Origin of the sequence: Polynucleobacter sp. CS-Odin-A6 (genome assembly GCF_018882095.1) — a bacterium.
GTDB lineage: Bacteria > Pseudomonadota > Gammaproteobacteria > Burkholderiales > Burkholderiaceae > Polynucleobacter.
Genome location: NZ_JACVPD010000004.1, coordinates 75,885 through 102,882 on the forward strand (window position 1 = coordinate 75,885; position 26,998 = coordinate 102,882).

33 protein-coding genes are annotated in these 26,998 nt (G+C 41.2%); 26 read left to right on the top strand and 7 right to left on the bottom strand.

All coding sequences use genetic code 11. The annotated features are described in order from the left end of the window. Positions 1-23 precede the first annotated feature (23 nt). A complete protein-coding gene (locus ICN15_RS09295) occupies positions 24-269 on the bottom strand; it encodes a hypothetical protein (protein WP_216202465.1) in 246 nt (81 codons plus the stop codon). 238 nt (positions 270-507) lie between these two features. Between ICN15_RS09295 and ICN15_RS09300 the strand changes: the two genes are divergently transcribed. The 5 genes from ICN15_RS09300 (at position 508) to ICN15_RS09320 (ending at position 3,218) form a co-directional block, all read left to right on the top strand. Beyond that, on the top strand, positions 508-843 hold the full coding sequence (locus ICN15_RS09300) for a BON domain-containing protein (RefSeq protein ID WP_216202466.1): 336 nt from the start codon (positions 508-510) through the stop codon (positions 841-843). A gap of 99 nt (positions 844-942) precedes the next feature. Continuing rightward, positions 943-1,119 (top strand): CsbD family protein, encoded by a 177-nt coding sequence (locus tag ICN15_RS09305; protein WP_216202467.1) that lies wholly within the window; start codon positions 943-945, stop codon positions 1,117-1,119. 77 nt (positions 1,120-1,196) lie between these two features. Further along, positions 1,197-1,586, top strand: a complete 390-nt coding sequence (locus tag ICN15_RS09310; protein ID WP_216202468.1) for a hypothetical protein — start codon at positions 1,197-1,199, stop codon at positions 1,584-1,586. A 288-nt stretch (positions 1,587-1,874) separates the two neighbouring features. Next, the gene (locus ICN15_RS09315; protein WP_216202469.1) at positions 1,875-2,744 is read left to right on the top strand and encodes an AAA family ATPase; all 870 of its coding nucleotides are present in this window, start codon (positions 1,875-1,877) and stop codon (positions 2,742-2,744) included. Between the two features lie 12 nt (positions 2,745-2,756). Then, positions 2,757-3,218: a polymer-forming cytoskeletal protein gene (locus ICN15_RS09320; protein ID WP_216202470.1), complete on the top strand. Its 462-nt coding sequence runs from the start codon at positions 2,757-2,759 to the stop codon at positions 3,216-3,218. Here ICN15_RS09320 and ICN15_RS09325 read toward each other — a convergent pair. Beyond that, positions 3,215-4,180, bottom strand: coding sequence for a M23 family metallopeptidase (locus tag ICN15_RS09325; protein WP_216202471.1), 966 nt, complete (start codon positions 4,178-4,180; stop codon positions 3,215-3,217). The two genes, ICN15_RS09320 and ICN15_RS09325, sit on opposite strands and share 4 nt — an antisense overlap. Positions 4,181-4,283: 103 nt before the next feature. Continuing rightward, a complete protein-coding gene (locus ICN15_RS09330) occupies positions 4,284-5,087 on the bottom strand; it encodes an SPOR domain-containing protein (RefSeq protein ID WP_216202472.1) in 804 nt (267 codons plus the stop codon). 227 nt (positions 5,088-5,314) lie between these two features. On the opposite strand from ICN15_RS09330, the gene ICN15_RS09335 reads away from it, so the two are divergent. From ICN15_RS09335 to ICN15_RS09395, 13 genes are all read left to right on the top strand, one after another. After that, positions 5,315-6,424 (top strand): tetratricopeptide repeat protein, encoded by a 1,110-nt coding sequence (locus tag ICN15_RS09335; RefSeq protein WP_216202473.1) that lies wholly within the window; start codon positions 5,315-5,317, stop codon positions 6,422-6,424. Positions 6,425-6,452: 28 nt separating this feature from the next. Beyond that, on the top strand, positions 6,453-7,478 hold the full coding sequence (locus ICN15_RS09340) for a murein L,D-transpeptidase family protein (protein ID WP_216202474.1): 1,026 nt from the start codon (positions 6,453-6,455) through the stop codon (positions 7,476-7,478). 249 nt (positions 7,479-7,727) lie between these two features. After that, positions 7,728-8,180, top strand: coding sequence for a CBS domain-containing protein (locus tag ICN15_RS09345; protein ID WP_216202475.1), 453 nt, complete (start codon positions 7,728-7,730; stop codon positions 8,178-8,180). Positions 8,181-8,235: 55 nt separating this feature from the next. After that, positions 8,236-9,864, top strand: a complete 1,629-nt coding sequence (locus ICN15_RS09350) for an EAL and HDOD domain-containing protein (protein ID WP_216202476.1) — start codon at positions 8,236-8,238, stop codon at positions 9,862-9,864. Positions 9,865-9,944: 80 nt separating this feature from the next. Continuing rightward, positions 9,945-10,991: a fumarylacetoacetate hydrolase family protein gene (locus tag ICN15_RS09355; RefSeq protein ID WP_255532952.1), complete on the top strand. Its 1,047-nt coding sequence runs from the start codon at positions 9,945-9,947 to the stop codon at positions 10,989-10,991. Between the two features lie 109 nt (positions 10,992-11,100). Then, entirely contained in the window at positions 11,101-11,442 is a 342-nt protein-coding gene (locus ICN15_RS09360) for a hypothetical protein (protein ID WP_216202477.1), read from the top strand. A gap of 26 nt (positions 11,443-11,468) precedes the next feature. Continuing rightward, positions 11,469-11,675, top strand: a complete 207-nt coding sequence (locus tag ICN15_RS09365) for a hypothetical protein (protein WP_216202478.1) — start codon at positions 11,469-11,471, stop codon at positions 11,673-11,675. 162 nt (positions 11,676-11,837) lie between these two features. Continuing rightward, complete coding sequence (locus tag ICN15_RS09370) at positions 11,838-12,218, top strand: hypothetical protein (protein WP_216202479.1); 381 nt, start codon at positions 11,838-11,840, stop codon at positions 12,216-12,218. Between the two features lie 208 nt (positions 12,219-12,426). Next, positions 12,427-13,701 (top strand): EAL and HDOD domain-containing protein, encoded by a 1,275-nt coding sequence (locus ICN15_RS09375; protein ID WP_216202480.1) that lies wholly within the window; start codon positions 12,427-12,429, stop codon positions 13,699-13,701. A gap of 89 nt (positions 13,702-13,790) precedes the next feature. After that, on the top strand, positions 13,791-14,441 hold the full coding sequence (locus ICN15_RS09380; RefSeq protein ID WP_216202481.1) for a response regulator transcription factor: 651 nt from the start codon (positions 13,791-13,793) through the stop codon (positions 14,439-14,441). A 162-nt stretch (positions 14,442-14,603) separates the two neighbouring features. Then, on the top strand, positions 14,604-14,903 hold the full coding sequence (locus ICN15_RS09385) for a flagellar protein FliT (protein ID WP_216202482.1): 300 nt from the start codon (positions 14,604-14,606) through the stop codon (positions 14,901-14,903). 24 nt (positions 14,904-14,927) lie between these two features. Beyond that, positions 14,928-15,827 (top strand): flagellar hook-length control protein FliK, encoded by a 900-nt coding sequence (locus ICN15_RS10980; RefSeq protein ID WP_216202483.1) that lies wholly within the window; start codon positions 14,928-14,930, stop codon positions 15,825-15,827. Next, the gene (locus ICN15_RS09395) at positions 15,820-16,083 is read left to right on the top strand and encodes an EscU/YscU/HrcU family type III secretion system export apparatus switch protein (protein WP_216202484.1); all 264 of its coding nucleotides are present in this window, start codon (positions 15,820-15,822) and stop codon (positions 16,081-16,083) included. Before ICN15_RS10980 ends, ICN15_RS09395 begins: the two co-directional genes overlap by 8 nt. A gap of 10 nt (positions 16,084-16,093) precedes the next feature. On the opposite strand, the gene ICN15_RS09400 is transcribed toward ICN15_RS09395, so the two are convergent. Both ICN15_RS09400 and ICN15_RS09405 read right to left on the bottom strand, forming a co-directional pair. Beyond that, the gene (locus ICN15_RS09400; RefSeq protein ID WP_216202485.1) at positions 16,094-17,215 is read right to left on the bottom strand and encodes a DegT/DnrJ/EryC1/StrS aminotransferase family protein; all 1,122 of its coding nucleotides are present in this window, start codon (positions 17,213-17,215) and stop codon (positions 16,094-16,096) included. 28 nt (positions 17,216-17,243) lie between these two features. Next, on the bottom strand, positions 17,244-18,824 hold the full coding sequence (locus ICN15_RS09405) for a tetratricopeptide repeat protein (protein ID WP_216202486.1): 1,581 nt from the start codon (positions 18,822-18,824) through the stop codon (positions 17,244-17,246). Positions 18,825-19,012: 188 nt separating this feature from the next. On the opposite strand from ICN15_RS09405, the gene ICN15_RS09410 reads away from it, so the two are divergent. From ICN15_RS09410 to ICN15_RS09445, 8 genes are read left to right on the top strand one after another with little or no spacing between them, the layout of a single operon-like run. After that, positions 19,013-19,330 (top strand): hypothetical protein, encoded by a 318-nt coding sequence (locus tag ICN15_RS09410; RefSeq protein ID WP_255532953.1) that lies wholly within the window; start codon positions 19,013-19,015, stop codon positions 19,328-19,330. 4 nt (positions 19,331-19,334) lie between these two features. After that, positions 19,335-20,378 carry a ketoacyl-ACP synthase III gene (locus ICN15_RS09415; RefSeq protein ID WP_216202487.1) on the top strand — a complete coding sequence of 348 codons (1,044 nt, stop codon included), beginning with the start codon at positions 19,335-19,337 and terminating at the stop codon, positions 20,376-20,378. Between the two features lie 9 nt (positions 20,379-20,387). Next, entirely contained in the window at positions 20,388-21,158 is a 771-nt protein-coding gene (locus tag ICN15_RS09420; protein ID WP_216202488.1) for an SDR family NAD(P)-dependent oxidoreductase, read from the top strand. A gap of 13 nt (positions 21,159-21,171) precedes the next feature. Continuing rightward, on the top strand, positions 21,172-21,810 hold the full coding sequence (locus tag ICN15_RS09425) for an acetyltransferase (RefSeq protein WP_216862837.1): 639 nt from the start codon (positions 21,172-21,174) through the stop codon (positions 21,808-21,810). Between the two features lie 8 nt (positions 21,811-21,818). Beyond that, positions 21,819-22,952: an SRPBCC family protein gene (locus tag ICN15_RS09430; RefSeq protein ID WP_216862834.1), complete on the top strand. Its 1,134-nt coding sequence runs from the start codon at positions 21,819-21,821 to the stop codon at positions 22,950-22,952. Further along, positions 22,945-23,310, top strand: coding sequence for a hypothetical protein (locus tag ICN15_RS09435; RefSeq protein ID WP_216202490.1), 366 nt, complete (start codon positions 22,945-22,947; stop codon positions 23,308-23,310). Before ICN15_RS09430 ends, ICN15_RS09435 begins: the two co-directional genes overlap by 8 nt. A 30-nt stretch (positions 23,311-23,340) precedes the next feature. Next, on the top strand, positions 23,341-23,937 hold the full coding sequence (locus tag ICN15_RS09440) for an STELLO glycosyltransferase family protein (protein ID WP_216202491.1): 597 nt from the start codon (positions 23,341-23,343) through the stop codon (positions 23,935-23,937). A gap of 15 nt (positions 23,938-23,952) precedes the next feature. After that, positions 23,953-24,546: a hypothetical protein gene (locus tag ICN15_RS09445; RefSeq protein ID WP_216202492.1), complete on the top strand. Its 594-nt coding sequence runs from the start codon at positions 23,953-23,955 to the stop codon at positions 24,544-24,546. A 1,029-nt stretch (positions 24,547-25,575) separates the two neighbouring features. On the opposite strand, the gene ICN15_RS09450 is transcribed toward ICN15_RS09445, so the two are convergent. Beyond that, a complete protein-coding gene (locus tag ICN15_RS09450) occupies positions 25,576-26,514 on the bottom strand; it encodes a glycosyltransferase family 9 protein (RefSeq protein ID WP_216202493.1) in 939 nt (312 codons plus the stop codon). 11 nt (positions 26,515-26,525) lie between these two features. Then, complete coding sequence (locus tag ICN15_RS09455) at positions 26,526-26,930, bottom strand: hypothetical protein (RefSeq protein WP_216202494.1); 405 nt, start codon at positions 26,928-26,930, stop codon at positions 26,526-26,528. Positions 26,931-26,998 lie beyond the last annotated feature (68 nt).

Here is a 26,998-nt window from a genome sequence, read left to right on the forward strand (position 1 = left end):
CAAGGCAGCATTACTAGGCTACTTTATTTCATTGCTGGGGCTGAATTAGCTGCATTTTTGCAAGCCATTTCGCTATGCTCATGTGCCTGAACAGTATGACCTTGAGCTACGGCAGCATGATACCCCGCTTGCTTCACATCACCAGATGCGCAATGCTTGGCAGCTTCTTTGTGAGCCGAAGAGGCTGCATCACAATGTTGAGCTGCCTTGGTATGGGTTTCTTGTGGCGTGGCGTGTCCGGAATTACTTGATTTTGGATCGATTGTCATATATTTCTCCTGAGGGTGTGAATAGAGGATCCTCTATTCAGGTGAGTTAAAAAATAACTCACAAATCACTATAGAGTTTGTAGATGCATTTTTAAGTCTGTCAGGACACATAGATAAAAATATTTTCCTATGTCTGATATCGAACAAGCAAATTCGAATTTGAGGCTTAGTCTCAAGTTGTACCTCAGGAATTATTGACACCTGAATTTAGTCAATTATCACTATCCGAAAGAACTCCATGAGTCCCATTAAAAAATTCTCCGCTTTAATCTTTTCAAGTCTTTTAATCTCCCTATCAGCCTATGCAGCTTCAGATGCAAAAGAAAGTGCTGGTCAGTATGTAGATAACAGCGTGCTCACTGCCAAAGTCAAAACAGCAATCTTTAATGAACCTACTTTGAAGTCTTCAGAAATCACCGTCGAGACCTTTAAAGGCGAAGTTCAGCTGAGTGGCTTTGTCAGCACTACTGATCAAACCAAGAAAGCCGTGGAGATTGCCAAAAGTATTCCTGGTGTTACCGCGGTAAAGAACGATATGCGAGTGAAGGGTAGTAACAACCCTTTTACTAAATAAAGATTGTGCGAGATAAATACTCGTATTTTTGGTGTTTTGGTCCTTTTATTCCAAGACATCAGTTGTTCCGTTGTTTAACGAAATACTAAGGAGTTCACTATGAATAAAGATCAAGTTAAAGGCCGTGTAGAGGAAGTGAAGGGCAAGGTTAAAGAAGTTGCCGGCAATATGGTTGGCAATAAATCTCTCGCGGCAGAGGGAATGGCTCAAAAAACGGTTGGAAAGATACAGGCAGGCTTAGGTGATGCTAAGTCTAATTTAAAAAGCAAGCTTTAAGGTTTGCTTACTACAGTATGTACATGACCCCGGATTGATATTGAATCAATTTCGGGGCTCTACAAAAAAGGATCAATATGAATACGATTCAAAAACTCAGCATAGCATTACTGGCCAGCATCTCTTTAGCTGCTTGTGTTCCGTTATCAGAGAATCGAAGTATTGTTAAAACAAATGATGGGATTTTAGTCAGTATGACTAACATGACACTCTACACTTTTGATGGCGACCAGGCTGGTTCTGGAAAATCAACCTGCAATGGCGATTGTGCAAATAATTGGCCACCATTATTGGTTGATGCGAATGCAACATCCTACGGCGACTACTCAATCATTACTCGCGATGACGGTAAAAAACAGTTCGCTTTTAAGGGTAAGCCTCTGTACTTCTTCCTCATGGATAAGAAAGCGGATGACCGTAAAGGCGATCCATCCCCCAATGGGATGTGGCATGTTGTGAGAATGTAAACATGTTTGCCATGTGAAGACCCGCCTCGGCGGGTTTTTTATATTCGAGGACCGAGACGCCATCAATTCATATTTGATTAAGCCATAGCCCCACTCCTTCCTAGCTCTGAGATCAGGGGTTTATTACGTGTCAGCACTCTGTTACAAAAGATTCTGTAAGACAAATCATGACATTTCTACAATTACACTTCGCAACTTCTTCATTTATATAAGAAAATGGTTGCAAATTGTGATGCATGGCAATAGGATTATTGTCCTATTTCAGTAAAGCAAAATTAAAGAATCATCATGGAAACCATAAAAGTCCTAGTAACAAACCGCAAGGGTGGGGTTGGCAAGAGCACTATTGCCGCCAATCTTGCTGCGTACCTAGCGCTTCAAGAAAATTTGAAGGTTTCATTGATTGATTACGATGAGCAAAGTTCCTCTTCAGCATGGGTCAAAAAAGCCCCTAATATTGGAATTGAAACTTTTCGCGCAGAAATGTCCTATCAAAGTGCTGGCATGACTTTATTGAGTGCGCGATCTTCTTTACGTAAATTTTCAACAGGCTTTGATGTCAGTATTTCTGATCTCACCTGGACGCCAAATATGGCCGAAAATTTCATGCATGATTTCGATATCATTTTAGTTCCAACCTCGACCTCTAAATTTGAATTGGCCAGCACTGAAATTTTTATACTGGAATATGTATTACGAAATTCCCCATTGATTTCTAAAAACAAGCAATCCATCATGGCGGTACCGAGTAGAGTCGAGGCCAATTTTTTAGAAACCAGCATCTCTACCAATCTTGGTTCATTGGGGATGTGTCATATCACTCCTCCTGTCTTGCGTGCTAATGATATTGATCACTTTGTCTATGAAGACTTTTTCTGTGTCTCTAGCAATGCTGCAATTTCCACTTACTTTTGCCGATTTGGAGCTTTTGTCGCAAAACAAATCCTCGATAAAAAGCGCGAGCGTGCAATTCCCGTATCTAAATTAAGCTCTATTTATTCTGGTCTAGGTAAAGGTATTTTGATACTAGATCGATATCGGAGCAATAAAAAACTAGCTGGTATGCAGGCTCGCTCACAAATGCAGTCGATGAAGTCTAGCGAGTTCATAGGGGATGACTCCTCATCAATTCCTTCTTTTCTGAGCAAGCAAAATTAATGAGGTGCGATTATGTTTGGTAAAAAAAATAATGAGAACAAGTTTTCTGAGCCTCAAATCGAATCTTTTGGAACCATTATCGGAAGCGCTACCGAATTTCATGGTGCAATGATCGTTTCTGAAAGTGTCAGAGTGGATGGGAAGATTTTTGGCAATATTGAGGAGCGCGCTGGTCAAAGAATCACCATCGCAATTGGTAAAGGCGGGGAGGTGCATGGCGATATTTATGCCTTCAGAATTCTGATTGCGGGTATGGTTAACGGCAATACTTACGCTCATGAGAGAGTTGAATTACACACGACTGCTAATGTCCATGGAGACGTTACTTACGACACCATCGGGATTGAGCCTGGCGCCACACTCAACGGTCAGATGATTTCCAAGAGAGCTGAGCCAAACACTAATCCTGATTCGGCTTCGCAACTACAAAGTACTATCGACAGGATTAAGCAAGATTCAGGAATTTCTTCTTAGTTTTCTTTGTTTGCCGAAGACTTAGTAAAGGCCAACACATCCATTGGATTTAGTAGGTTGCCATTTCGATACACACTGAAATGAAGATGGGGGCCTGTTGATCGGCCTGTATTACCCACCTCGGCAATGAGTTGACCACGACTAACGGTATCGCCCTGTTCTACTAATAGTTTCTGGCAGTGCGCATACAGACTAGTAAAGCCCTCAGTATGTTTGATCTCAATCACGTTTCCTAGTTCCGGGTCGCGCTTAGCCTTGATGACCGTGCCGCTGCCCGCCGCTAAAACGGGGGTGCCAGGTTTTGCATTGAAATCGATTCCAGGGTGAAAGGCGGGATTATTGGTAATGGGGTCCATCCGTGCACCGAAATTGCTACTCAAGCCATAGCCGGCAACTAAGGGTGGTTTTGTAGGCAAAGGAATTAAGCGCTCATATTTTTCAAGCCAAGCCTCTTCCAATGACTGTATTTTTTTGTTCAAACTTCCAGTCGAATCCAGCGTTTTTTTGAGCATTGCTCTTAAGCTAGTATTTTCTTCAGAATTTACATGAGGGGAAAAGAAGGGGATGTAAGGACCGCCTCGACCTGCGTTATCCCCAGAGTCCTTCTCTTTGCGCTTTTCCTTCATCGGGAGCGGGGTTGCTAGCGCAGCATATTGCTCGTTAATCTTGCTCAAGGTCTCAATTTTTTGATCCATTGATTTTAGAGTGTTCTGGAGTTTTGTTAGCCTCTCGCGATATTCATCTTCTAAGTGGTAAAGCTCTTCTGAGGTGATTACGCCGCCCATATCACGCGCCATATCAGGATCGAACTTAATCGCAACTCTAAAACCTAAGAAATAGACGGCGCTCCCAATCATGATGAACAGAAAGCTCAGTACTGCAGCGAATCGTGTCAACTGGGTTTTGGTGATATTAAATTTTCGGTAATGAGAGGTTGCTCCCGAAATCCAGATAATTTGCATAATTTAATTCAATATTGGATGCGAAAAACAGGATTTAGCTAAGCTTGCTAAATCGTTGCCTGTCATTAATTTAATGAGGTGGGTGTGTTTCATATGGTCTAGATCAATTCTTTGAAGTTGTTGGCGCAGCCTCAATGATTGAGTTTGTAATGCCTTGACTGGCTAATTTTTTTGACAGTGCTTCAACACTTTGCTGTGTCGTCAAGGGCCCAATCCGAACACGATACACATTGCTGCCATTAATGACTGCAGGATCAACAAAGCTGACATACCCTTTTTGATTAAAGGCGGCTACCTGATCATTTGCAATTTCTTTTGTAAAAAAAGCGCCAGTTTGAATAAAGTATTTAGAGGTGCTAGTGGCGGCGGAGGCAGCGGAGGCAGAAGAAGCAGTGGAAGTTGCAGAAGCAGTTTGTTCGATCCCGGCTTTAGGGGGTGCAATAGGAGTAGGGGGAGCAGGCGTTTTTTCAGAAGGTTTCGTGCTGATCTTTGGCGCATCTAATTTTGGACTGACTTCAGCTGGAGGACTGTTTTTGGCAGCATCTTTGGGGGCATCCCCCGCTCCAAATTGCACAATCCTGCGGACTAGGCTTGCCGAGTACTCAGCCTTGGTTTGAGAGTTCTCTAGCTTGATTTCAACCGTACTGCCGACTTTGCCGCGAAGAACATTTTTAACTTTGGCTGGATCCATCCCCTTCAGGTTGGACCCATCGATACTAATCATGACGTCATTGACCTGAATCCCAGCCTGAGCTGCTGGTGACTTATCCTCAACATATTTAACAACAATCATCCCTTCGGCATTTCTGCTGTAGCGAACTCCAATAGCACCTTGCTTCTCGCTTTCTGAGCTTTGAGCAAAAACGAGTTGGGTGGATAAAAGGAGGATAGCGATAAGGTATTTCACGTATTTACTGGCCCTAAAAAAGGAGTCTGTTTGCAAGGTTGCTTGTTTTGACTATTTTAGTGGAGAGTTGATGATGCTGGACTTGGCGTTTTTTGAAAAGACAGATAAATGCTTACAATCTATGGGTAAATAGACCTTCTCAATAGTCAATTTTTTAGTGGTTTTTAGGGGGTCAGAATGGAATGAATTGCTCTATATAGGCATCAAGATTGCTCATTATTACGAAAATGCTAGAATCGACGGGTTTAATTGCCCTTTTCCACCCAATGCCACTCAATTTGACTGAAGTCCCCCTAAATAGAGGTAGTAAGTACTGCCTAACGTACAAACTCCTGCAATTGCTTCATGGCACCGTATTGTTGTGTTTTTTGGGCGCTTCTCCTGCGTCCGCTTATGTGACTCCGCAACCAGTGGAAAGCCTCCTTTTAAAAGGGGACACCAAAGCAGCGCTTGCGCAGACCGAGTCCATGAAGAAGGATTTGTCACCGATTGACTATGCAAATACTAAGGCTACGGCCTTACTGATGTTAGGCCGTTGGCAAGATGCTGCCAATCTCTTAGAGCCTTACTACGAAAAGGACCGTACCAATCTTTTGGTGGCCAATAACTACGCAGTTGCCTTATGGGGAATGGATAAAAAAGACCAAGCGCGTAAGGTCCTGGAAACCGCACTCAATACTTCATCACCAGCCTACAGAAGCTTACGCAAGATTTACTCAGCACAGGCTGCAGAAGCCTATGCGAAAGCCTTGAACGAAAAAAATTCAGCCCCTGCACCGATTCTTTTGGCCGCATCTAGTAGTGGCGCTGACTTGGTGGATAAGCCTGTCGTAGTGGCGCAGGCTCCAAAAGCACCTCCTCCAGCACCAGCCTCAACATCGGCCCCTACTCAGGTAGCTAATGTTCAGGCACCTAAAACAAGTCCTGTAGCTACGCCAGTTGTTGAAGCACCAGCAGCAACCGTTGCGGCGGTTGAAAAAGACGCTACACCTTCTCCACAAGAGCTTGAAACCATTAATGCCAATATGAGTGACTGGGTCAAAGCGTGGTCGTCTAAAAACGTGAAGTCCTATTTGGCCTTTTACTCGCCCAGTTTTTCGCCTGATAAGGGATTGTCTTATTCAGATTGGTTAGAGCAAAGGAAGCAGAGGGTTGCTAAGCCAGGTGCGATCAATGTTGAAATTAGCGTCATGAAAGTAGTCAAATCTAAGGGCAAGATTGTTGTTACCTTTAGGCAGAAGTACAATTCCGCCAACGTCAATACGAATTCCGTGAAGGCTTTGGAATGGGTAAATGACAAGGGAACCTGGTTGATTGTTCGTGAATTTAATAAATAACTTACCTCTCGATAGCGGAGCCTAAAAATTGCGTCTTAAGCACTTATTCATTGCGAGTTTTTGTATAGCGCCCATGATTTGTCAGGCTAATGGCGATGCTACGGTTCGTCAGGCTACTCAAGAGTTGGTTCGCAATGGCAATCTAGATAAAGCGATGGACCTATTAAATAAGTCCGAGTCTGAGCATCCCAATTTTCGTTTGGCAACATTTATGCGAGCTGAGTTGCTGACTGCTTTGGCGGGTGGAGCAATTGCTAATAAGGCGAAGAGTGAAGTGCGCGATGGGGAAGCTCCCCAAAATTTATTGTCTGAGTTGCAGTTAAGAAATTCAGTCATGCCTAATTTAGCTGACCTGCGCCCAGCGCAGGTGCTGAAGATGCCTAAACATGCCGATGTCCTCTTGATTGACGCCTCTATTTCCCGTGCCTATCTGTTGCGGAACAAGGATGGTGACCCAGTTTGGGAGAAAGATTATTTCGTTACCATAGGTAAATTAGGGGTGGGTAAGCAAAAAGAGGGCGATCTCAAATCACCCCTTGGCGTTTACTCCGTTACGATGCAGATTCCTAAGCAACAGTTGAGATCTATTTTTGGTGCTGGAGCGCTGGAACTCAGTTTTCCTAATGCGCTCGATAAGAAGCTCGATATCAGTGGCTCAGGAATTTGGCTACATGGTGTACCTAAGGACACCTACAGTAGAGCTCCAAAAGCTTCTGATGGTTGCCTTGCCTTTGCTAATGATGATGTGAAAGAAATTATTGGCTTAGCTAGTAAGCGCCAAATTAATGTCACTGTTGTGCCATCGGTTCAGTGGCTGAAGAAGGCTGAGTGGAGTGCGCGTGCAACTAAAGTCAGTAATGAGATTGCCGCATTTAGAGCTGAAAGTCTAAAAATGAAAACAGCTCGACCCCCAGAAGCGATTTATGCCCCGGAATCTACATCCACGCTAGTGATTGATCAGCCGATTGGTCAAAATGATGGTTCCCCTATCTACCGAGAGTATTGGGATAAAAACGGTAATAGCTGGAATTTAAAGTTCAAGAGCCGTACCTAAGCCCTCAAAAAAACCAGCCTCTTACTTGGCTGCATGGCTATGTTGCCTAATCTATTGAGGATTTTCCCTAGGAAAAAGCTCAAATACCATCCTGATGGGCCCAAGATGGATTTATTAATCTATAGGGCTTTTGTTTTTTGTTTTATTCAGTCGCTAGTTTAGATAGAATCAATCAATGTTCAATTGATCATGCTAGTTGGAGTTTTCAAGACTGATATTGCTCTATAGATATAAAAGGATAAGCATCGTATGCCATTGGTAAAAAATTGTTTAGCCAACAAATCAAATGCCCTCGTTTCAGTTAAATCCTCTGATTATGTTTTCAAAGTACTGGAGCTCATGCGTGACAATTTAGTGCGTTCAGTATTGGTCATGGATTCTGAAAAACTGGTGGGGATTATTTCCCAGGGTGACTGTGCAATTAAAGTGTTACTTCCTGGCTTGAGTGCTCATGAAGTATTGGTTAAGGATGTGATGACTGCCAATCCAATCTCGGTTGGGTATGAAGATGATTTGCGTGACTGTATGCAAACGATGATTTCTAAACGCATTCGTCACTTACCTGTAGTGGATCAAGGCAAGGTAGTGGGGGTGGTTTCTGTTGGGGATGTGGTGAAAGATACTTTAGAGCACAGAACTGGCCAAATCAAATTTTTAGAGCGATATATCAAGGAGTGGGATGGTTCCCAAAAGCCAGATTGATCACTTCGCTCAAACTTAATTTATAACAAAGGAATTCTTTTTAACAAGAAAATAAATGGCACTATTTGGTAAAAAAACGCAGTCCGCTCCCGTTCAAGCCGCTAGAGGCCCAGAAAAGGTGGCGGCTGAAAATCCGTATTTAGGACGCGAGCCGATTATCGATCGTGATCAAGCAATCATTGGGTATAAGCTTTTCTTCCGCCCAGGAACGACGCTGAAAGCAAAGCGGATTAATGAGCGTAATGCAGTGTTGGAGCAAATTGCCAAGCGCTTAGAGGCAGATCCAAAGGCGCAAGTGACTTATCCTGATGAAATTACAGATGCAAACTTGCGGGATGATGACGGTAATGAAGTCAAAGAAGTGAGTCTCAGTGAAATGCTTTATGCGTTGAAGACTAAAGGGGTGGCTCAGTCGCTTGGTGCACATTTAGGCTTCATCAAAATTCATCCTCATCAATTAGGGGATGAGTTGCGGGGTATTCCTGCCGCTAAATTTCCTTTGGAAGTCGACATAGCCGAGATCCTTGAGGCAATTCAAACTGAAGCCTCCGAGGAGGCGGCAGCGGCAGAAGAAGAAAAAGAAAATAAGGTCGCGGCAAAAAATCCTGATACGGTAGATGAGCCTAAAGTACCTGAGATTCTGGTGAAGCTGGAGAAGCTCTCGAATATTGGTTACAAATTTGTACTGACTGGTTTAACGGAAGTCTTTGATGGTCTCGAAGATATCCTGCCGAAATTTCGTTATGTCAAACTCGAACTTCACAAAGTGGGGAACGCAGCCAGTCTAATCGAGTTTTGTAAAGCCATACCCTTGCCAAGAGACACTAAGTCTCCCGCAAAAAAAGGAGCCAAGACAGACAGTGATGGGTCGGTCATGCAAATTATTGCAACCCACGTAGAGACTCCAGAAGATTTTCATATTGCTCGAGATCTGGGTTGCAATGCTTATGAGGGTTTCTATTTTATTAAGCCTGATCCAGAGCTTTCTTTGCATCGCGGGGATGACTACCGCAAAATATTAAAGCTCCTGACTTTGCTGCTTGCATCCCCTGAGCTACATGAGCTCGTTGATGAAATCGAGGCGAACCCTGTAGTGGGCAAGCATTTAATGGTGATTGCTGAGGTGGATGCCGGTAGAAAGCGAGCCAAGCCAGAGAATATTAGAGATGCTGCAGTGATTTCTGGGGTGAAGCGTATTACCCGTTGGACTCAATTGCTGTTGTACGCGGATAGCAAGGCTAAGGTATCCCTCGAATCTACCCCTTTACTGCAATTGGTTTGTGTCAGGGCGTTCTTTATGGAGTTGGCATCAGAAAAACTGCCTGCTGGTGCCGGATTAGGCTCGAGCGATTTAGCCTTTCTAGTCGGCGGTTTATCGCTTATTGATAACCTCTTTGATGAGTCTAGTCGAGATATCTTGTCTAAATTTAATCTACCTGGCGTAGTCGTGGATGCGATTGCAGATCGAAGTGGTGTTTTAGGAAAACTACTCTCTCTCGCTGAAGCTGCTGAGCTTGGCGATCTGGAAAAATGCCAGCAGCTATGCTCTGGTGAACTAGGATCCTTAACTTTGGATGATGTTGCTCTAGACTCGCTTTTGGCCATTAAAACTTTCGTTGCCCAAACTCAGCTTGCACCGGATGATGACGTTTGGGAGCAGGCCGAAGTTACGGATGATGAGTAATTTAGCTATTCAATGAGTTATTGAATTCCTTATTACATTAACCATTAAACTAACTACTCATTAATTAATCTGGAGTAAACATGAGCGAACGTCGCCACTTTATCAAGGCCTTTTCCTTATCCGGAATCGGCATTGTGGCCGCTTCTACCTTAGGGTTTGCTTCCGATGCTGCTGCGCGCAGGTATAAGTTTTTCAGAGAACCAGAAGCCTTCAGCGGTCCTCACATGATGGTCAAAAACGCCAAGATCCTTTCCATTAAGAATGGGGATGGTTCGGAGACGATGGGCGTCATGAGTGCAAAGGGAGTCATTGACATTTGTGCTGTTGCCAAGAAACTGAATATCGCTGCGCCCTATACATTGGATCAATTGTTGCAAGAGGGTAATGTCACAGCATTTAATAAAGTCGTCGCTGGCGCAGAGAAGTCTGGGGTAGCTTATTTATCAGAAACAAAAATTCGGTATGGCAGGCTATTTAAGAATCCCGGAAAGATTATTTGCGTTGGTATTAATTACCGTCAGTACGCAGAAGAGGTGGGCGTCTCTAAGTTAGCTTTCCCCGCATTGTTTAATAAGTATGACAATAGTTTGGCTGCTCACAATAGCGTTCTAGAAATTCCGTCGCCAGATGTTTCTTATAAGCTAGATTACGAGACCGAACTCTTGGTAGTAGTTGGAAAAAAAGGGCGTAATATCCCTGAATCCGAAGCCCTCAATTATGTTGCTGGCTATTGCACCGCAAATGACTTCACCTCCCGTGATCTCCAGCTCGATCTTCCTGGTGGTCAATGGATGGTTGGTAAAACCCTAGACCAATATGCCCCTATTGGACCTCATTTTGTGACTGCTGATTTAGTAGGTGACCCTAATAATTTGCAAGTGCAGACCTTTGTAAACGGTGAGATGCGGCAGAACTCCAATACCTCTGACTTTATTCATAACGTCCAAAAGTTGCTTGCCTATATCAGCACCTATTGGGCACTTGAGCCAGGCGACATCATTTTTACTGGAACCCCACAGGGTGTCATTGCGAATATGCCTAAGGATCAGCAAGTTTGGCTGAAAAAAGGCGATGTTGTCACCAGTGTTGTGGAAAAGCTGGGAGAACTCAAATTTACTTTGGGGTAGAGACCAAAGTACGGTTTAAGGGTAGGATATAGCTTGAGACGTATCTATTTAAGGAACTCGCTAAAGGGATTTCGACCATAGAAGAACCCACTAAAAAGGAAAGCAGTCGATGAAACTCAAATCATTAGTACCACTTTTTGCCCTGATCACGATTTCCTCTTATAGCTTTGCTGCTGAGATTGGCGGGGGTGCGGGGAGTCGCGACATCGGTCGTGGGGGGAATAATAACAACTACGTCGTTGTTCCATACGATGTGAATAATGTACCGGGAGGCCCCAATAGCAGCCAACCCGTGACGATCATGAATGGCCCGAATGGCTCTACTCAAACTCAGGTTGGCACCACGACCTACTATTCGCCTGGGGGCAGTTCGGTGACTAATGGTAATCGAACTATCTATTCGAATGGCACCAATTGCGTTGTACAGGGTGATAAAAAGATCTGTAACTAGGTTCTAGCATCAAAAAAGGGTAAGTAATGGACCAAAGAAGCCAAATTGAAACCCTTTTGCATGACTTGGGCCAGCCTTTACTGGCCATTCGCTTGAATGCTGAGCTACTTATGCACTCTCTTGGTGAATCGGGTTCTGATGCCGTTAAGAAGAAAATCCACGCTATTTTGCAAGCTAGTCAAGAATCTATGGATATAGCTGCCCAGCTAGGTGATTTAGAGAGTAAAAAATAGTCAATTAAATCAATTACTTAATAAATATTAGTCATTAAATTAATAATTTCTTGCAGTCGAGCTTAAGTTTGCATTGTGGTGGTCGTAAGAGTAATTAAGGAGATTTTTTTGGTTTGACTTCGAGTAAGAATTATTTAATTTTTTGGGGTAGGGTTTATGGATATGCAGATAACACCATATGCTCCTGGCGAGGGTTTATCAGTGAGCGATGTACAAGAGCGCAATAGTTATGCGGGCGCTCTAGCGGCTGCTTTGCGCACTGGTAATGTGCTAGCAGCCCAAAAAGCCCTTCTTGGTTTGCAGGGCTCTGGGGGTGGAATGTCTCCTGCGTCATTATTTAACTCGATTGATTTGGCTCTTATCGGCGGAAGAGCTGAAGATATTAAAAATGCCTCTGCTGCTTTGGACAAATTTAGGGCTGGTGGGGGCGAATATTCCGATAAAAAATTCTTTGGACTTGATCCGCACATAGAAAAGCCATCAGATAAAGATAAGCTAATGGTTGCCTCTGGTATGGGGTCCTTGATTAACATCAAGGTTTAGTTTTTTGGCTCAGTGTGAGCTTAAAAAGGCTACATCTGTTAAGCCTTCATTTTCTAGATTTAGCTTGTTTCTCAGAAATAAGACCATAAATCACCCCTTATTCTTCGAATTAAACCCCTTTCTAGCGCAGTAAATTGATAACTTATTGATCAGGCTAGCCAAACTCTGTCTTTTAAAAGTTCAGGGCTTGCCTCACAAAAGGGCTCAAATGATTGCGACAACCGAATCTAGTGTTAACTTAAGTACCCCCGAAATCTTTCTTGGGCGCAATCCATTATTTGATGCCGCAGGGAAATTGGTTGCTTATGAAATGCTCTTCAAATCTCGTGAGAGTTTGGATGATGAAGGTGCGGATGATTTAGCTGCGAGCACCCAAGTCATTGTCAACTTGATGAGCCATTTTGGTCTCGAAGGGGTCCTTGGGTCATCAGACGGATTTATTCATGTTACTGAAAAACTATTAATGAGCAATACTTTGGAGTTATTGCCTCCAAAGAGAATTACTCTGGAAATTTTGCAGGGGCTCTCCTTGAATGCTGATCTGATTGATCGCATTAAGACCTTAAAAAATATGGGCTTTCGGATTGCCCTTGAATGCACCTCTCTCGATCCGCAATATGAATCCATCCTTCCTTTAGTGGATTTTATTAAAGTCGATTTAGCGACAACTTCTTTAGAAAATTCTGCTGATGTTTTTGTTCAAGTAAAGAAATTCACAAATGCTACTTTTTGGGCCACTAACGTGAAATCAGCCGATGATCTTGCGGCTTGTAAAGCCAAGGGTTTCCGTTTTTTTAGCGGCACCTATTTTTCCCAGCCTTTAGTAATGCGAAGCAAAAAACCCAAAGCGCTGCAAATTAGTTTAATGAAAATCGTTGGCCTATTATTTAAGGATGCTGGGATTACTACCTTAGAGCCTATTTTTAAATTAAATCCAGATCTCACCCTGGGACTCTTTCGCCTAGTGAACTCTGTTGGGGTAGCCGGGCATTTGCAAATCAGCTCAGTTAGGCAGGCATTAGTCACCTTAGGGCAAAAACAGCTTTTGCAATGGATGCTCTTATTGATTTATACCGAGGCTGGCAATACGGCAGCTTCAGAATTGCAGCGCCGCGTGGTGAATCGTGCCCGCTTGATAGAGCTGCTATCTCAACATGAGGATATTACCCAGCCTGGATTAAGCGATGAGGCTTTTGTCGTTGGTTTGCTTTCATTAGCCCATCTGGTGACAGGTCAAAGCCTTGCAGAGGTGGTTAAGCAAATTCATTTAGCAGAGCATCTAGAAAACGCACTCTTGCATCATGAGGGCATATTAGGTCAATTGCTGGTATTGACAGATGCCATTGAGGCAGTGGACTTTAAGCGTATGGAAGTTTCAAGAAGTCATTTGGGTATCTCTGCGCAAGCGTTGACTGAATTACAGCTAGAGGCAATACAGTGGACCAATGAGCTCGATAGCCAAATTGGCATGGCTAAGCGCTAAGAAATTCATTTAAAAATACCAAAAGTGTCACACTGGCCCACTTTTTGGGTAATATCTAGCCTGACTCCGAAAGTAAAGTGTAGCCTCGCATGACGTTAATGAAGCCCCTTCAGATTGCTATTGCAGATGATCATTCAATTATCCGCGAGGGGCTAGTGCAATTACTCAATACTCATCCCGGTATTACCGTGGTGGGACAGGCATCCTCAGGTAAGGAGGCTATCAAGTTAGCTGATGACTTAGAGCTTGACTGTCTAGTGCTCGATATTGATTTTCAGGATCGCAATGGTGTTGAGGTGATTAAAGCGATTAGACGAAATAATCAAAAGTTGCCGATTTTGGTTTTATCAATGCATCCACCTTCTCAATATGCTGCCCGCATTCTATCTGCGGGTGCTTTAGGCTACATTACCAAAAGTGAGCCTACTCAAGAGCTGGTTTTGGCAATTCGCCGAGTTGCTACTGGAGCAAAATATATCAGCCCAATGGTCGCGGAGATTTTGGCCGAACGATTTGGTGACGCCCAGGCTGGCGTAGATCCACACCAATGCCTCTCTGATCGTGAGCATCAATTTATGATGATGGTTGCTACTGGATTAACCGTCAATGCGATTGCTGACAAGCTGAGCCTTTCGCCTAAAACCGTCAGCATGTACCGTACTCGCACCTTGAAAAAAATGGGCATGAAAACGAATGCTGAATTAGTCCATTACGCGATTAAAAACAATTTATTGGCTTAATTTAGATCTTTCAAGTATTAAAAAACAGATAATTAGCTTAGTTAAACGGCTTTTAGGGGTCTTATATCAGTATTGTTTGAGCCTAAAGTTTTGTATTATCTATTCTAGATAAATAAGGTACCTAATCGATTGCTGCAATCGCTTTTACAAGTCAAAATTTAAATGTCCAATAGCGATATGCTCTCTCTGTATGAAGCAGTGACTGAAATTAGTCAGCAGATGTTAGAGGCCGCACGTCAAAAGGATTGGGACGGTTACGGTAAACTGGAGATTCTCTGTCAGGGTTATATTCATCAAATTCCGGTACACGGCGCACAGAGCCCTCTAACTCCTGAAGCTCTAGAGCGAAAGATTGCTTGCCTCAAAACGATCCTATCAAACGATAAAGAAATTATGGATCTAATGCAGCCTTGGATGCTGCGCCTATCCGACATCATGAGTGGCCACAATTTAAAAAAGTAATACCAATAACACTTTGAGGTATTTGTGCCGATTAATCCTATTAACAATCTATCGCCGATAGGATCGACACAGGCTGCAACCAGTGCCCAAGGTGTTTTGACTGTTGGAGCCGAGTATCCTGGCAGGATTTTATCGTTTGATCCTGCTGGCATAGCTGAAGTACAAATCGGTGATCAAGTTTTTGGTATGAAGCTGCCAAGTAAACATGCTGTGGGCGATGTTCTGAATTTTCGTTTCTTAGGCAATCAACCTAATCCAACATTTTTGCTACTCAATGAAGGCTCTCATCTAGGCTTGTATAACAATGTCGCCTTGAGTGCTACGAGCATGTTAATTGCCCAGTATCTTAATGAGGCAAAAATGCATACCGGGCTCTCTCAGGTGGAAGGCCTAACGTCTCCATTGCTACAAAGTCCGCAAAATCCTGCGCTGACAGCTGCCCAACTCCAAAATGCGATCGTGATGAGCGGGCTTTTTTATGAATCTCATCTGGCTAATTTCACTAAAGGGAAGTGGGCATTAAGCTCGCTGATGAGGGAGCCACAGAATCGTCCGAATTTTAATGCTTCACAAGTTGTCAATAAGCAATTGGATGCCTTGGAAAATCAAGCAGTACGTTGGGCCGGTACAGTTTGGCCTGGGCAAGAGCTAATTTGGCAATTGGGTTATGACTCGGAAGAGTCGGCCAAGAAAAGCACTGGCGAGGCTATTAATACGATTGTCAGTGAGATCCAATTAGACCTACCAAGGCTAGGGAAGGTTCGGATTAACCTAAGGCTGACTAATCACGTTCTCGGTGTTTCAATGCGAGCTGAGAAAGCCCAGACAGAAGATCTGTTAAAGGAGCGGGTACCTGTACTGAAGTCGACATTTATAGATCGGGGCCAGGAATTAGATGCAATCGAGGTAGTGCCTCATGGATAAAGCCAAGATCTTGCAACAAGCAGTAGCGCTAACGTATGAGCATGGTGAATTTGCTCCCAAAGTATTAGCGAGCGGCAAGGGTTTAGTTGCTGAACAAATTATTGCCCGTGCTAAGGAAAGTAATATTTTTATTCATGAATCAAAGGATTTAGTAGCCTTGTTAATGCAGATCGATCTGGATGAAAATATCCCACCCGCGTTATATCAGGCTGTTGCTGAAATTCTTGCCTGGCTCTATCAGCTAGAGCATCAATAAAGGCTTATTTTTACTTTTCAATAGCGCTGCCAATGGATCTGTGCAGGCACTGAATAATTCTTTCATGATCTTGCTTGGTCATCCCGAGAAAAAAGGGTAGGCCAAGTACCGTTTTTTCTAGCTCTACTGCATGAGGAGTTGATACAGGAGTTTCTATACCCGACAAATCAGGATGGTGTTGAATGAGCGGCTGATACCAGTGGCGTGTTTCAATGAGATCTGCGGCAAGTTCTTTTTCAGCACGCGCTCGTTGGGTTTGGTTTTTAAACCTCACATTAAAAATGGATGGCGCAAATACGCCCGTATTTTCCTGAAAGTTCAGAGCATCACCAAAATTCTCTTGAATATGCTTTCGGTAAGAGTCAAACAGATCTCTTCTTTTTTGGGCAATCGCATTGAAGTTATTCAGGCTGGCATGACCGACGGCAGCGTGATATTCAGAAAGCTTGGCGTTAGTGCCTTGAGCGCTAGCTTTAGCACCGATCCCAAAGTTACTCATCTTCTTTAAATTTTTAGCTAAATCAGCATGCTCGGTCATGATTAAGCCGCCTTCACCAGTACTAAAGGACTTAGTGGCATGCAGGCTAAAGATGGCAGAGATATTTTTGCTGATGCTTTGTCCTCCAAAGGCGCCGGCAGCGTCAATGATCACTGGAATCCCCGTCTCTTTTTGCCATGAAGACCAAGCACCAATGTCTATGGGCATCCCAAATGTAGTTACCGGAATGACAGCTCCAATTTTTTTCAAATTGATTGCGTGGTCAATAGAGTTCGTGGTCAGCAACCAAGAATGAGGGTCTACGTCAGCCACTACAGGAATATGTCCACAGCGAAGAATGGCAGAGGCAGTAGCAATGAAAGTGAGGGCGGGCAACAAAATACGAGACCCTGGTTTGAGATTGAGCGAGGAAATGAGTAATTCCAGCGCTAGGGTTCCACTACTAGTTGTAACGCTGTGAACATCTCTAGAAAATTTTACTTTTTGTTCGGCGTTAATACGCTCAATCAGACTTTCATTGAGGGGGCCAAAGTTGGTGTAGACCGCCGCAGCATCTATTTTCTGCAAATAGGGCAATATCTCTGAGGAGGAGGGAACGGTCGGCCTTAGTAAAGGAACCTTAGTTTTAGCCATCTTTATTTAATTGACCCAATATAGCGTTCTATAGGGCAGCTCTTTCTTTTTGCTTATCTACGTATTCTAACCACATGTGGCGATAAGCTTTCTCAAGATCACTTACGCTCTTCTGATGATCAGCGGTGGTGCATACTGCAGCAAGCGATTTTCGGCATTTTGAGCGAAGACTGTTGAGCTTTTCTGGATTTAAAATCCATTCTGTGGCAATTGCTCGGTATTCTTCCTCACTGTTGGCAATACAATCTGACAACTCAAGTCCAGAAAGAATATTGGCAGTTGCCGATACGGTGCCGATATTACTATGATTATTGAGTGCTAAAATAGGAAGGCCCATCCACATTGCATGCAAGGTAGTAGTTCCCCCAGAAGTCGGAAATGGATCTACTGAAAAGTCAGCAAACGCGCCAAGATTTAAGAAAAAATGAAGAGGTAGTTTTGGCATGATGTGAACCCTCTGCAATGGAATGCCAATCTCTTGAAGACGGGGAAATACTGATGCTTGAGCGTTCTCCGCAGTGCTTTCGAGCGAAATAATCATCAACTTTGCAGTAGGGTGGTCTTCGAGTATTTTGAGCCATAGCCTGAGGCTTTGATCGCTTACTTTGCGAAAATGGTTCATACATAAAAACGTGACGAAACCATTTTTCTGGTATGGCGCAGGATGAATCTTCTCTGGAATCGCTGGAGGTTGGTAGATACTCATTGGGCCATTTAAGCGGAAGAGTTTTTCGGTATAAAACGCTTCTGATCCAGGCGGAGAGGTGCTCCAATCTGTAATACGATAGTCAATCGCTTTCATACCAAAGGTTTGCATAAAGCCAAACCAGGTGAGCTGAATGGGAGCAGGTTTCATCGCAAAAATATCTAATCGATGACCGGCAGTTGGACCAGAAAGATCTATCAGAATATCAATTCCAAGTGATTGGATAAGATTAAAGAGATCCTGACGTTTCATATACTCTACGGAGTGCCAGTGAGAAACCAAGGACTTCATACCTTGAGTTACGTCATCCTCCCCCATAGTCATGAAGGCATGAACCTCAAATTGGGATTTATCATGCAGCTTGAGATAAGGCGCAATGAAAAATTGTACGGAGTGATCCTTAAAGTCGCCTGAAACGTAGCCAATCTTTAATACGCGATCAGCTTGTAAATCATTTTTATGGGCGATTGGTTCTTTAGGAGTTAGGGGGTCCATAAAACGCTGCGCCCACGACTCAAATAAAGCTTTAATTTCCAAGGGGTCTTTTGAGAGGGCAGCTTGCTGGACTACTAAACCTAAAAAGTTGGGCTCATCATTGGGGTCTAGATCGACTGATATTTTGGAGTGTTTAATAGCGTTATCAAGTTCTCCAGCATTCATATAGAGCTGTGCAAGATAGCCATGATATTTTGGATTCTTGGGATCCTTTAGAAGCAGTTCTTGCAAGACCTGAAAAGCTTCTAAATTTCGACGTTTTTGTTCAAGACAGTATAAGAGCACAGTAACGGCATTGGTATCCACTCTTTTAGCTGAAGATTTAACCAGCGGGTAGACCTTCTCGATAGCCTGATCGATCTGTTTTGTCTTAACCAACTCGAGTGCTTTTAAAAGATCTTTATTCATTTCATCAAGGCGTTAAGTTAGTCAAGAAAGCAGGAAATGAGGCTTACCAAATATGAGACTCAAATCAACATTCCGTCCACAGCTTATTAAAGAGTTGAAGAATTCTTATTCTAATTAAGTAGGCGATCGGATATTTGGTCGATTTAGAGGGCAATTAGAGCTTTGTTCATCGATTAGACTTTCTATTAATGATATATTCTGATGTAGGTAAAGGGGTAGGCGACCTTATTTTGCGTGGGGAATACGCTATAAATGATATAAAAATTGGAGCCCGTACATCAATGAGTCAAGAAATAATTTTTTTAGAGAAATTTACTAGTGCAGTGGATTTTCAGGAGCCGGTAACAATGACCCTGGAAACAGAGTTAAAAAGTCTCCCTGAATGGGATTCATTGGCGGCTCTTGGCGTTATCGTTATGTTCGATATGGAATACTCAAAGACAATCACTGGTGATGATTTGAGTACCTGTGTCACTATTGGTGATATTTTTTCTTTGAAAAGTTAAATCCATGTCCACTTTTGCATTAAAAAACGTACGCATATCCGGAGTAGTCACAGCAGTCCCAAAAAGAGTCATTTCAAATGTCGATGACTGTCCTCCTAATCAGGCAAATGAAAGAGGGCGATTGATTCGAAATATTGGCATTCAAAATAGAAGAATTTTGAGGGATTGGGAATGCTTTTCAGATCTTGCTTTTAAAGCTAGCGAGGAAATTATCAAGTCCTTGGATTGGCATAGGGACGAGATTGATGCTTTTATCGTTGTCACCCAATCGCCTGATTATTTACTGCCCTCGACTGCAATCATCCTACAGGATCGTCTAGGACTTTCTAAAAAGACAATTGCATTTGACATCAATCTTGGATGCTCTGGCTATGCTTTTGGCATTCATGTTCTCGGAAGTATGATTGCAGCAGGAAGTATTAAAAAGGCAATACTGGTTATTGGAGATAAATCAGCAACCATCAAAAGCCCCTTATTTTCAGATGCCGCAAGTGCAACAGCCCTTGAATTTGATATGAATGCTTCTCCAATTTACTTTGACCTGAACTCAGATGGCTCTGGTTTCAAGGCAATTTATAAACCAGTTGGAGGTCATCGAGAGCCTTATGGTCCTCAACATTCTGTTCCTTCTAGAGGAGATGACGGCGTCTTGTCATGGCCAGATGAGTTGGTGTTGGATGGTCCCGGAATTATGAATTTTTCAATTACAGTGATTCCACCCGCTGTAATGAATTTACTAAACTCTGCAGATGTGAAGAAAGATGAAGTAGATTATTTTTTCTTTCATCAAGCAAATAAAATGATCAATGAAACTATTCGCAAAAAATTAGAACTGGAAATTGAAAAGACTCCCTCTAGCCTTCTCAATTTTGGCAATACTAGCGGCGCTTCAATTCCCTTGACCATGACACTTCAGCTGAGCCAACAAAAGGAAGGTTTAGAGCAATCTAAAAAAACTTTGTGCTTTGGCTTTGGTGTTGGTTTGTCGTGGGGCGGTTTCATAGCCGACCTTTCTGAAGCCGTATTCCCCCCTATATTGGAGTTTTAATAATTCAATATGAAATTAGATTGGAATCCTTTTACACTGAACGGAAAGAGAATTTTGGTTACCGGAGCTTCTTCCGGTTTAGGGTATGCAATTGCAATAGGCGCGGCTCGTATGGGCGCAGAAGTTGTTGGAGTTGGCAGGGATGCTAAACGGCTTCAGGGGATGCTGGAAGCAGTGCAATTAATTTCGGATAAAAAACATGCAATCATCAATTCCGACCTTCTTTTGTCAGATGCTATGACTTTAATTGCTGATGCTTTAGAGGCTGCACCTCTCGATGGAGTGGTGCATTGTGCCGGCATATCTAGATTGGCTCCCATTAGGCAAATTAGTTTGAAGCATTTGAGAGAAGTAAATAGTATTAATTTAGAGGCACCTCTTTTGCTCACCCAAACTCTTTTGTCAAAAAATTTGATTAATAAAGGTGGATCTATTTTATTTATATCCTCCATAGCGGCTCATATTGGGGTGACAGGTGTAGGTATTTATTCGGGTAGTAAGGCCTTTTTAATTGCTGTAATGAGATGTTTAGCACTTGAAGTCATTAAGCGAAAAATTAGAGTGAATTGTTTATCCCCAGCATTAGTTGATACGCCCTTACTTGCAGCTACAAGTGCTCTAACAGGTCCGGATTCAATGCGCGAACAAGAGGCAAACTACCCATTGGGCTTTGGAACTCCAGAGGATGTTGCTAATGCATGCATTTATTTTTTATCTGATGCAAGTAAATGGGTAACCGGAACAACGTTAATAATGGATGGCGGTTTAACCATCGGATAAACTTGTGACTAACATGAAAAGAAGCTGTCTGATAATTGGTGCTAGAGGATATGGTAGGGAGGTCTTGACATACATAGAGCAAGACAACCCCCTTTTTACTGTTAAAGGTTTTTTGGATGACAATCAAAATGCTCTAAATGATTATCCTAGGGATGTAAAGATTATTGATAGTCCTCATACTTATATTCCTTTAGAAGGCGAGGCATTTATTGCGGCAATTGGCAATCCACGGACGCGCTTTGAATATACAAAAAGATTGAGAGACGAATTTCATGTCGATTTTGCAACAGTTGTGCATCCTAGAGCAAATATTTCGCAATATGCAAATATGGGTATCGGTTCAATAATTGCCCCACACGTCGGTATTTCCGTAGATGTATCAATAGGCGAATTCACACATGTTCAGGAATATACGGTGATTGGACATGATGCGAAAATTGGTAAATGGTGCCAAATAAATAGCCATTGCACAATAGCAGGTGGCGCAACAATTGGAAATTTTGTGACAATTCACCCAAATTGCGTCGTTACTTCAAAAGCGGTTATTGGAGATGGAGTAGTGGTTGCTCCTGGTAGTGTAGTCGTTGGTAAGATACCGCCAAATATTACCGTTCTGGGAAATCCTGCTAGGCGATTTTCGTTTAAGGCCTAAGATAAAAGATGCGAGCATTGATTAAACCAGAGCAATACACATCAAAATTTTCTTTTGATGAAGAGAATATAAAAATTTTCGAAAATATTTGGATTTTTGCCTGTATGAAACAAGACTTAGATCTTAAGTCTCATTACGGTTTTCGAGTTGGCACTAAGGATATTTTGATTCAATTGGATGAAAGTAATACGCCAAGAGCCTTTATTAATAGTTGCTCACACAGGGGAAGTCTTTTATGTGAAGAGGGAAGGCACAGCGGAAGAGTAAGATGTCCTTATCACGGCTGGGTCTATGACACAGAGGGAATTCCTATTGGAATTCCAAGTAAGTCATGTTTTCCAGAGGTTGTCGCAAATCCAAGAGGCTTTAAATTAAACGAAGTGTCATGCAAGGAGGCTGGAAATTTTATTTTTGTTTCCCTCGCAGAGAGGCCAACCCTATTAAATGAATTTTTAGGAAAAGAGTATGATTTTCTTGAGAGTATTTCGCTGGGATTAAGTAATGTCATATTAGAATTTTCAAAATCTGTACAAGCAAATTGGAAGGTGCTCATTGAAAATTCTCTTGAGGGCTACCACGTACCAATGGTTCATCAAAATACATTTTTGGTTGCCGATGGTATGGGTGAGTCAATAAAGGATATATCCACTAATTTTGATTCTAACTATCATTCATCAATGAACCATCTTGCTAATCAAGGGTGGTTAAATAGTTTTGAAAATAAATTTTCTAAAAAAATAGGGCATTGGCCTTTTAGAACTAATTACTATACACACCATCATATTTTTCCTAATTTAACGATAACAAGTTTTCTGGGTTACAGCTTTCACGTACAGAATTTTAAGAATGTAAGTCATGACTTGACAAAGGTGCATTCTAGAACTTTCAGCACAATTTTCAAAAATCAAAATGAGGTTGGTGCAAAATTAATTAAGAAAATTTATGAGGATTCCAGTCAATTTACCTCAAAGGTTTTTGATGAGGATACTTTTATTTGCGAAAAAGTACAAAGAGGACTGAAAAACGCGAAAAATCAATTGGTCCTCGGGAATGGCTTAGAGGAAAGAGTTCTGCATTTTCAAAAAGCCTATACAAGGATGAGCGCTAACACTGATAAGAGTAAAGACTTGGATAATGAATAAATATATCGTTGTAACATCAATATTTCCACCTACAGAGGCGGTAAAAAAATTCTCAGAAAACTCAAATTACAAATTTATAGTGGTAGGTGATGCAAAAAGCCCCTCAGATTGGCGCTTCCAAGATGTGAACTATTTTTCGCTGGTCCGACAAGAGGCTTTAGATTTTGAGCTTGTGAAGAAATTACCTTTAAATCATTATTGCCGGAAAATGATTGGATACCTTGCGGCAATGTCTGATGCCGAAATTATAGTAGACACTGATGACGATAATATTCCTAAGGATAGCTGGACATTCCCTGATCCTAATTTGAGATACAGATCCCTTACGGGAGCGGGCTTTATTAATATTTACCAATGATATACAAGGCAGAAAATATGGCCAAGGGGATTGCCTTTAGATTTAATTAAAAATAACTATACAAATTCTTTTGGTTCAGAAATAGAAGGCTTAAGAGTTGGTATTTGGCAGGGGCTTGCTGATGAGGATCCGGATGTAGATGCTATCTATAGACTCACAATTAATGAGCCATGTTATTTTGAGGAAGGTGAACCACTAGTTCTTCAAAAAAACCTTATCTCACCTTTTAATAGCCAGAATACGATGTTCCATAGAGATCTCTTTTTACTGATGTATCTTCCAATTACTGTTACCTTCAGATTTACAGATATTTTAAGGGGTTTGGTCGCGCAGCCAATTATGTGGGCTCATGACTACTATCTTGGATTCACTGGTCCTACTGTTGTACAAAAGAGAAATGAGCATAACTTAATGTCAGATTTTTCATCTGAAATTTCGATGTATCAATGCACAGAAAAAATAGTCGATTTAGTATCTTCTGTCACTAGTGTAGGTAATACGATGGAAGTTAACTTATACAATGCATATGACAAGCTTAGGCACTTTGGCATTGTCAGGGATGATGAGATGCAAGCTCTTGAAGCCTGGATAAAAGATGCTCAAAAAATGTTAAAACTTAATAAATAAATTTAATTTTACAAAATGGATAATAAGATATACGACTATATTCAGAGATTGCTGATTTCATTAGATATTCCATATGAACCGATGACAATTTCACAAGTTTTTGACTTTGAACGCTCTCGTGAAGATATTTTGCAGCATGTAATTCTATCGGGTAAAGAGGATTTTAATTCACATAATTGGAATCATCTTAAAGAATCAATTTCAAAAGAGTGCCTACAAATTCCGGTTGGCTTAAATACAATAGGCATGTTAGTTGATAGGCTATCAATTTTAGCTATCAAAAAAGTGAAGAATAAAGCCTCTATAAATAAAGAACTAAATCAACAGATAGTCGAGATGATTGAGTCTATTAATTTCTGCCAGTCTGGTAAGTCTAGTATGTTCAACAAGGTAACAACAATTGAAGTAAAGAGCGCATTAGATCACCCTGTTGATATTATTTTGCACTTAACGTTTGTTAATTTATTAATTTGGCTTGCTCAAGACGTTCTATATCTTCGGGGCGCTGGAGCGCTACCCAAAGATGAATTAAGGGACTATATAAATTATTTTTCTGAAAAAAATGTCTTGAGAAATCACTTAATATCACTACTGGCATCCCATTGGTAGTTTTTAGATTTAATTGGTATTTCACCGAAATAAAATTTCTCATTATGTAAATTACAATTACTTGCTTCATTCGAATGATTGGGTTGCGTTTTGTAATTCACCCAAAAATTGGCTTGTGAAACTTTTGGGCTGGTTTGTAATAGCTCTACTATTCGTATCGATACTATTCCATTCGCTTCAGTTATTAGGCGTGATCTTTCAGAAAGTATCTTCTAAAATGTTCAATCTAAGCTTGTTGTTCACATGGCGGTATGGACATTTAATAATGTGTTCATAGGAATCCAAAAAATACACTTACTATGCCAATTACATGGCTACTCCTAATGTATTCATGCCAGCATAAAGTTCGTTTAAAAGAGTAAAGTGCTATTAGCACGTAGCGGTGATATCAAAATTTCTGACTATCTGTTTATTTAAGATATGGCTTTGCTTACAGTTAGCCCGCTATCTTGTAAGAAATACTTTAATAGACGTCTTGGTTTTCCAATAATTTTCTTGTAACTCTAAGTGTTCTTATTTACCTAGACTGTTTACTCATATTGATACTAGTCACCCTTATTTAGCTGCTATGCATTATTTTGATAAACATTTTGCTCTGATGCTAAAGGAGAGATTAATAACCTTTATTTCCATTGTAAATCTTACAATTTCTCGAGACTTTATGGATGTTACTGATTGAATTAAGGGTATAAGACTACTCCTCATCATGATGCTGTAAGGCCGGTTTATTGATATGTGCGCAGGTAAAAGTCACAGTATCAAATAAATATTAAGCATTCCTAGTAAGATTTTTTATTTAGAACTAAGGCAGGCTGAAGAATGATAGTCTTCTTGAGTAACCATCTTGGCATTTATTGCAACGAGTCCCCGCTAAGCTTAAATAGATTGGTATGCAAAAAATAGATAATTAGAAAATTTTCTCGAGAATTGATTGCTTAGAGTAAATTGAATTTACTTCTTAAAACTATTTCTCAAATTATTATCGATAGTTATTTTTTGTATTTTTGGAAATCTCGAAGGCCAGTTTAATTATTTAACTCCGTTTATGTGGCTAGCTATCTTATTCGAAATTATTTCATGCGTATCTTCATTTTCAACGAATATTTTTTTTTCAGATGACTCTAAATTTAAGCCTAAATCTCTAATTCCCCAAGTTCTAAATTGATCTGAAATTATAGGTTTATTGTGGTGAAACCAATCAGCCATCCAATTTCCCCCAGGGTAGATCGTATAAATATTAGCATTTGAGAGTGAAAGTAAATCAGTTATTCCTGACCTTAGTGTAATCACATTCCCTGCAATGTTTGCATAATAAGGAATTTCATCTAAAGGTATTCTTATCGGAATAGTCCACGATGGAGCATTGCCGTTCATTGAGTCGTAATAGACACGGCCATGAAATAAATTATCAAGAGACTTAAAGCTTTCATTGTCCAAAGGTTTTATAGTGACGGCATGATTAAAGATAATAATGGAGTTTGATCTCAATCCAATATTGGCGGCACCAATAGCTGCCCTATCTTTGAGCTCCTGATTTAAGGCTGGTAACTCAGGCTGAGTTTTTTCTGGAATACCAAGAATATTTTTTTTAAAATTAATCGCGTTATGGCCCTCTAGCATTGGTAAATTTTCCATCAATCTATCATGCATATCTGGGGGCATAATAAAAAAATTTGACTGTGATTGGTACCATGTTGAATTGGCAATAAAGTCTAGCGCTTGGCCATCAAAATCGTCATAACACCAGACATTATCAATATTTGAAAACATTTTAACAATTGGTAGAGCCCTTTTTTTGCAAGCTAAATTAATTTTTGCTCCTGCGGGTTTTGATTTTCTGAATTCATTTATCAGCGATAAGGTGTGGAAAATATCCCCAATTGAATACGGCTCAATTATAAGAAAGTCATCAGGTCCAGTTTTTGTTATTGCCATTAGCCGGCGTATGTAAGGTTTTAAGCGGGACATTAAAAATAAAATTATCTAAAATAGTTAATATTTATAGAGTTTAAATTTTCATAAAAAACTCCTTGATTAAAACATGCGTTGATTACCTCAGATGATTCTTTAAGCTTAATTGTTATTCCAAGATCATATGCGTTGAAAGGAATGCATTTTAAATTTTTAAATTTTTCACAATATGTGTAAACGGCGCTCATATAATCAATGCTGTAAATTATTAGAACGTAGTTAGATAAGTCTATTTCTTCTAAAATAGTTGGTTCATAAATCTTTACATTGTCTACAAACTCTTCTGTTTGATTAGTATCTATTGTGAATTGCACATCAAAATCATGAATAAGATGTCTATATTTAAATATTTTTCCTGTACCCCATCCGATTGGAATAATAGATCCTTCCTTAATTTTTTCATATGTGTTCATGTAGGTAATCACTTCCTTTAAATTGATTTAAATGGATTGACATAACCTTTAAGATGGGTCTATGTCTT

What these genes read in the sequence shown, in the direction of transcription:
- ICN15_RS09415 (WP_216202487.1), top strand. Translation starts at nt 19,335, where the DNA reads ATGTCCACTTTTGCATTAAAAAACGTACGCATATCCGGAGTAGTCACA.
- ICN15_RS09295 (WP_216202465.1), bottom strand. Translation starts at nt 269, where the DNA reads ATGACAATCGATCCAAAATCAAGTAATTCCGGACACGCCACGCCACAA.
- ICN15_RS09365 (WP_216202478.1), top strand. Translation starts at nt 11,469, where the DNA reads ATGGACCAAAGAAGCCAAATTGAAACCCTTTTGCATGACTTGGGCCAG.
- ICN15_RS09300 (WP_216202466.1), top strand. Translation starts at nt 508, where the DNA reads ATGAGTCCCATTAAAAAATTCTCCGCTTTAATCTTTTCAAGTCTTTTA.
- ICN15_RS09305 (WP_216202467.1), top strand. Translation starts at nt 943, where the DNA reads ATGAATAAAGATCAAGTTAAAGGCCGTGTAGAGGAAGTGAAGGGCAAG.
- ICN15_RS09435 (WP_216202490.1), top strand. Translation starts at nt 22,945, where the DNA reads ATGAATAAATATATCGTTGTAACATCAATATTTCCACCTACAGAGGCG.
- ICN15_RS09450 (WP_216202493.1), bottom strand. Translation starts at nt 26,514, where the DNA reads ATGTCCCGCTTAAAACCTTACATACGCCGGCTAATGGCAATAACAAAA.
- ICN15_RS09355 (WP_255532952.1), top strand. Translation starts at nt 9,945, where the DNA reads ATGAGCGAACGTCGCCACTTTATCAAGGCCTTTTCCTTATCCGGAATC.
- ICN15_RS09410 (WP_255532953.1), top strand. Translation starts at nt 19,013, where the DNA reads ATGATATATTCTGATGTAGGTAAAGGGGTAGGCGACCTTATTTTGCGT.
- ICN15_RS09350 (WP_216202476.1), top strand. Translation starts at nt 8,236, where the DNA reads ATGGCACTATTTGGTAAAAAAACGCAGTCCGCTCCCGTTCAAGCCGCT.
- ICN15_RS09370 (WP_216202479.1), top strand. Translation starts at nt 11,838, where the DNA reads ATGCAGATAACACCATATGCTCCTGGCGAGGGTTTATCAGTGAGCGAT.
- ICN15_RS09315 (WP_216202469.1), top strand. Translation starts at nt 1,875, where the DNA reads ATGGAAACCATAAAAGTCCTAGTAACAAACCGCAAGGGTGGGGTTGGC.
- ICN15_RS09375 (WP_216202480.1), top strand. Translation starts at nt 12,427, where the DNA reads ATGATTGCGACAACCGAATCTAGTGTTAACTTAAGTACCCCCGAAATC.
- ICN15_RS09420 (WP_216202488.1), top strand. Translation starts at nt 20,388, where the DNA reads ATGAAATTAGATTGGAATCCTTTTACACTGAACGGAAAGAGAATTTTG.
- ICN15_RS09380 (WP_216202481.1), top strand. Translation starts at nt 13,791, where the DNA reads ATGACGTTAATGAAGCCCCTTCAGATTGCTATTGCAGATGATCATTCA.
- ICN15_RS09320 (WP_216202470.1), top strand. Translation starts at nt 2,757, where the DNA reads ATGTTTGGTAAAAAAAATAATGAGAACAAGTTTTCTGAGCCTCAAATC.
- ICN15_RS09400 (WP_216202485.1), bottom strand. Translation starts at nt 17,215, where the DNA reads ATGGCTAAAACTAAGGTTCCTTTACTAAGGCCGACCGTTCCCTCCTCC.
- ICN15_RS09445 (WP_216202492.1), top strand. Translation starts at nt 23,953, where the DNA reads ATGGATAATAAGATATACGACTATATTCAGAGATTGCTGATTTCATTA.
- ICN15_RS09385 (WP_216202482.1), top strand. Translation starts at nt 14,604, where the DNA reads ATGTCCAATAGCGATATGCTCTCTCTGTATGAAGCAGTGACTGAAATT.
- ICN15_RS09325 (WP_216202471.1), bottom strand. Translation starts at nt 4,180, where the DNA reads ATGCAAATTATCTGGATTTCGGGAGCAACCTCTCATTACCGAAAATTT.
- ICN15_RS09345 (WP_216202475.1), top strand. Translation starts at nt 7,728, where the DNA reads ATGCCATTGGTAAAAAATTGTTTAGCCAACAAATCAAATGCCCTCGTT.
- ICN15_RS09430 (WP_216862834.1), top strand. Translation starts at nt 21,819, where the DNA reads ATGCGAGCATTGATTAAACCAGAGCAATACACATCAAAATTTTCTTTT.
- ICN15_RS09360 (WP_216202477.1), top strand. Translation starts at nt 11,101, where the DNA reads ATGAAACTCAAATCATTAGTACCACTTTTTGCCCTGATCACGATTTCC.
- ICN15_RS09455 (WP_216202494.1), bottom strand. Translation starts at nt 26,930, where the DNA reads ATGAACACATATGAAAAAATTAAGGAAGGATCTATTATTCCAATCGGA.
- ICN15_RS09405 (WP_216202486.1), bottom strand. Translation starts at nt 18,824, where the DNA reads ATGAATAAAGATCTTTTAAAAGCACTCGAGTTGGTTAAGACAAAACAG.
- ICN15_RS09335 (WP_216202473.1), top strand. Translation starts at nt 5,315, where the DNA reads ATGCTAGAATCGACGGGTTTAATTGCCCTTTTCCACCCAATGCCACTC.
- ICN15_RS09425 (WP_216862837.1), top strand. Translation starts at nt 21,172, where the DNA reads ATGAAAAGAAGCTGTCTGATAATTGGTGCTAGAGGATATGGTAGGGAG.
- ICN15_RS09310 (WP_216202468.1), top strand. Translation starts at nt 1,197, where the DNA reads ATGAATACGATTCAAAAACTCAGCATAGCATTACTGGCCAGCATCTCT.
- ICN15_RS09395 (WP_216202484.1), top strand. Translation starts at nt 15,820, where the DNA reads ATGGATAAAGCCAAGATCTTGCAACAAGCAGTAGCGCTAACGTATGAG.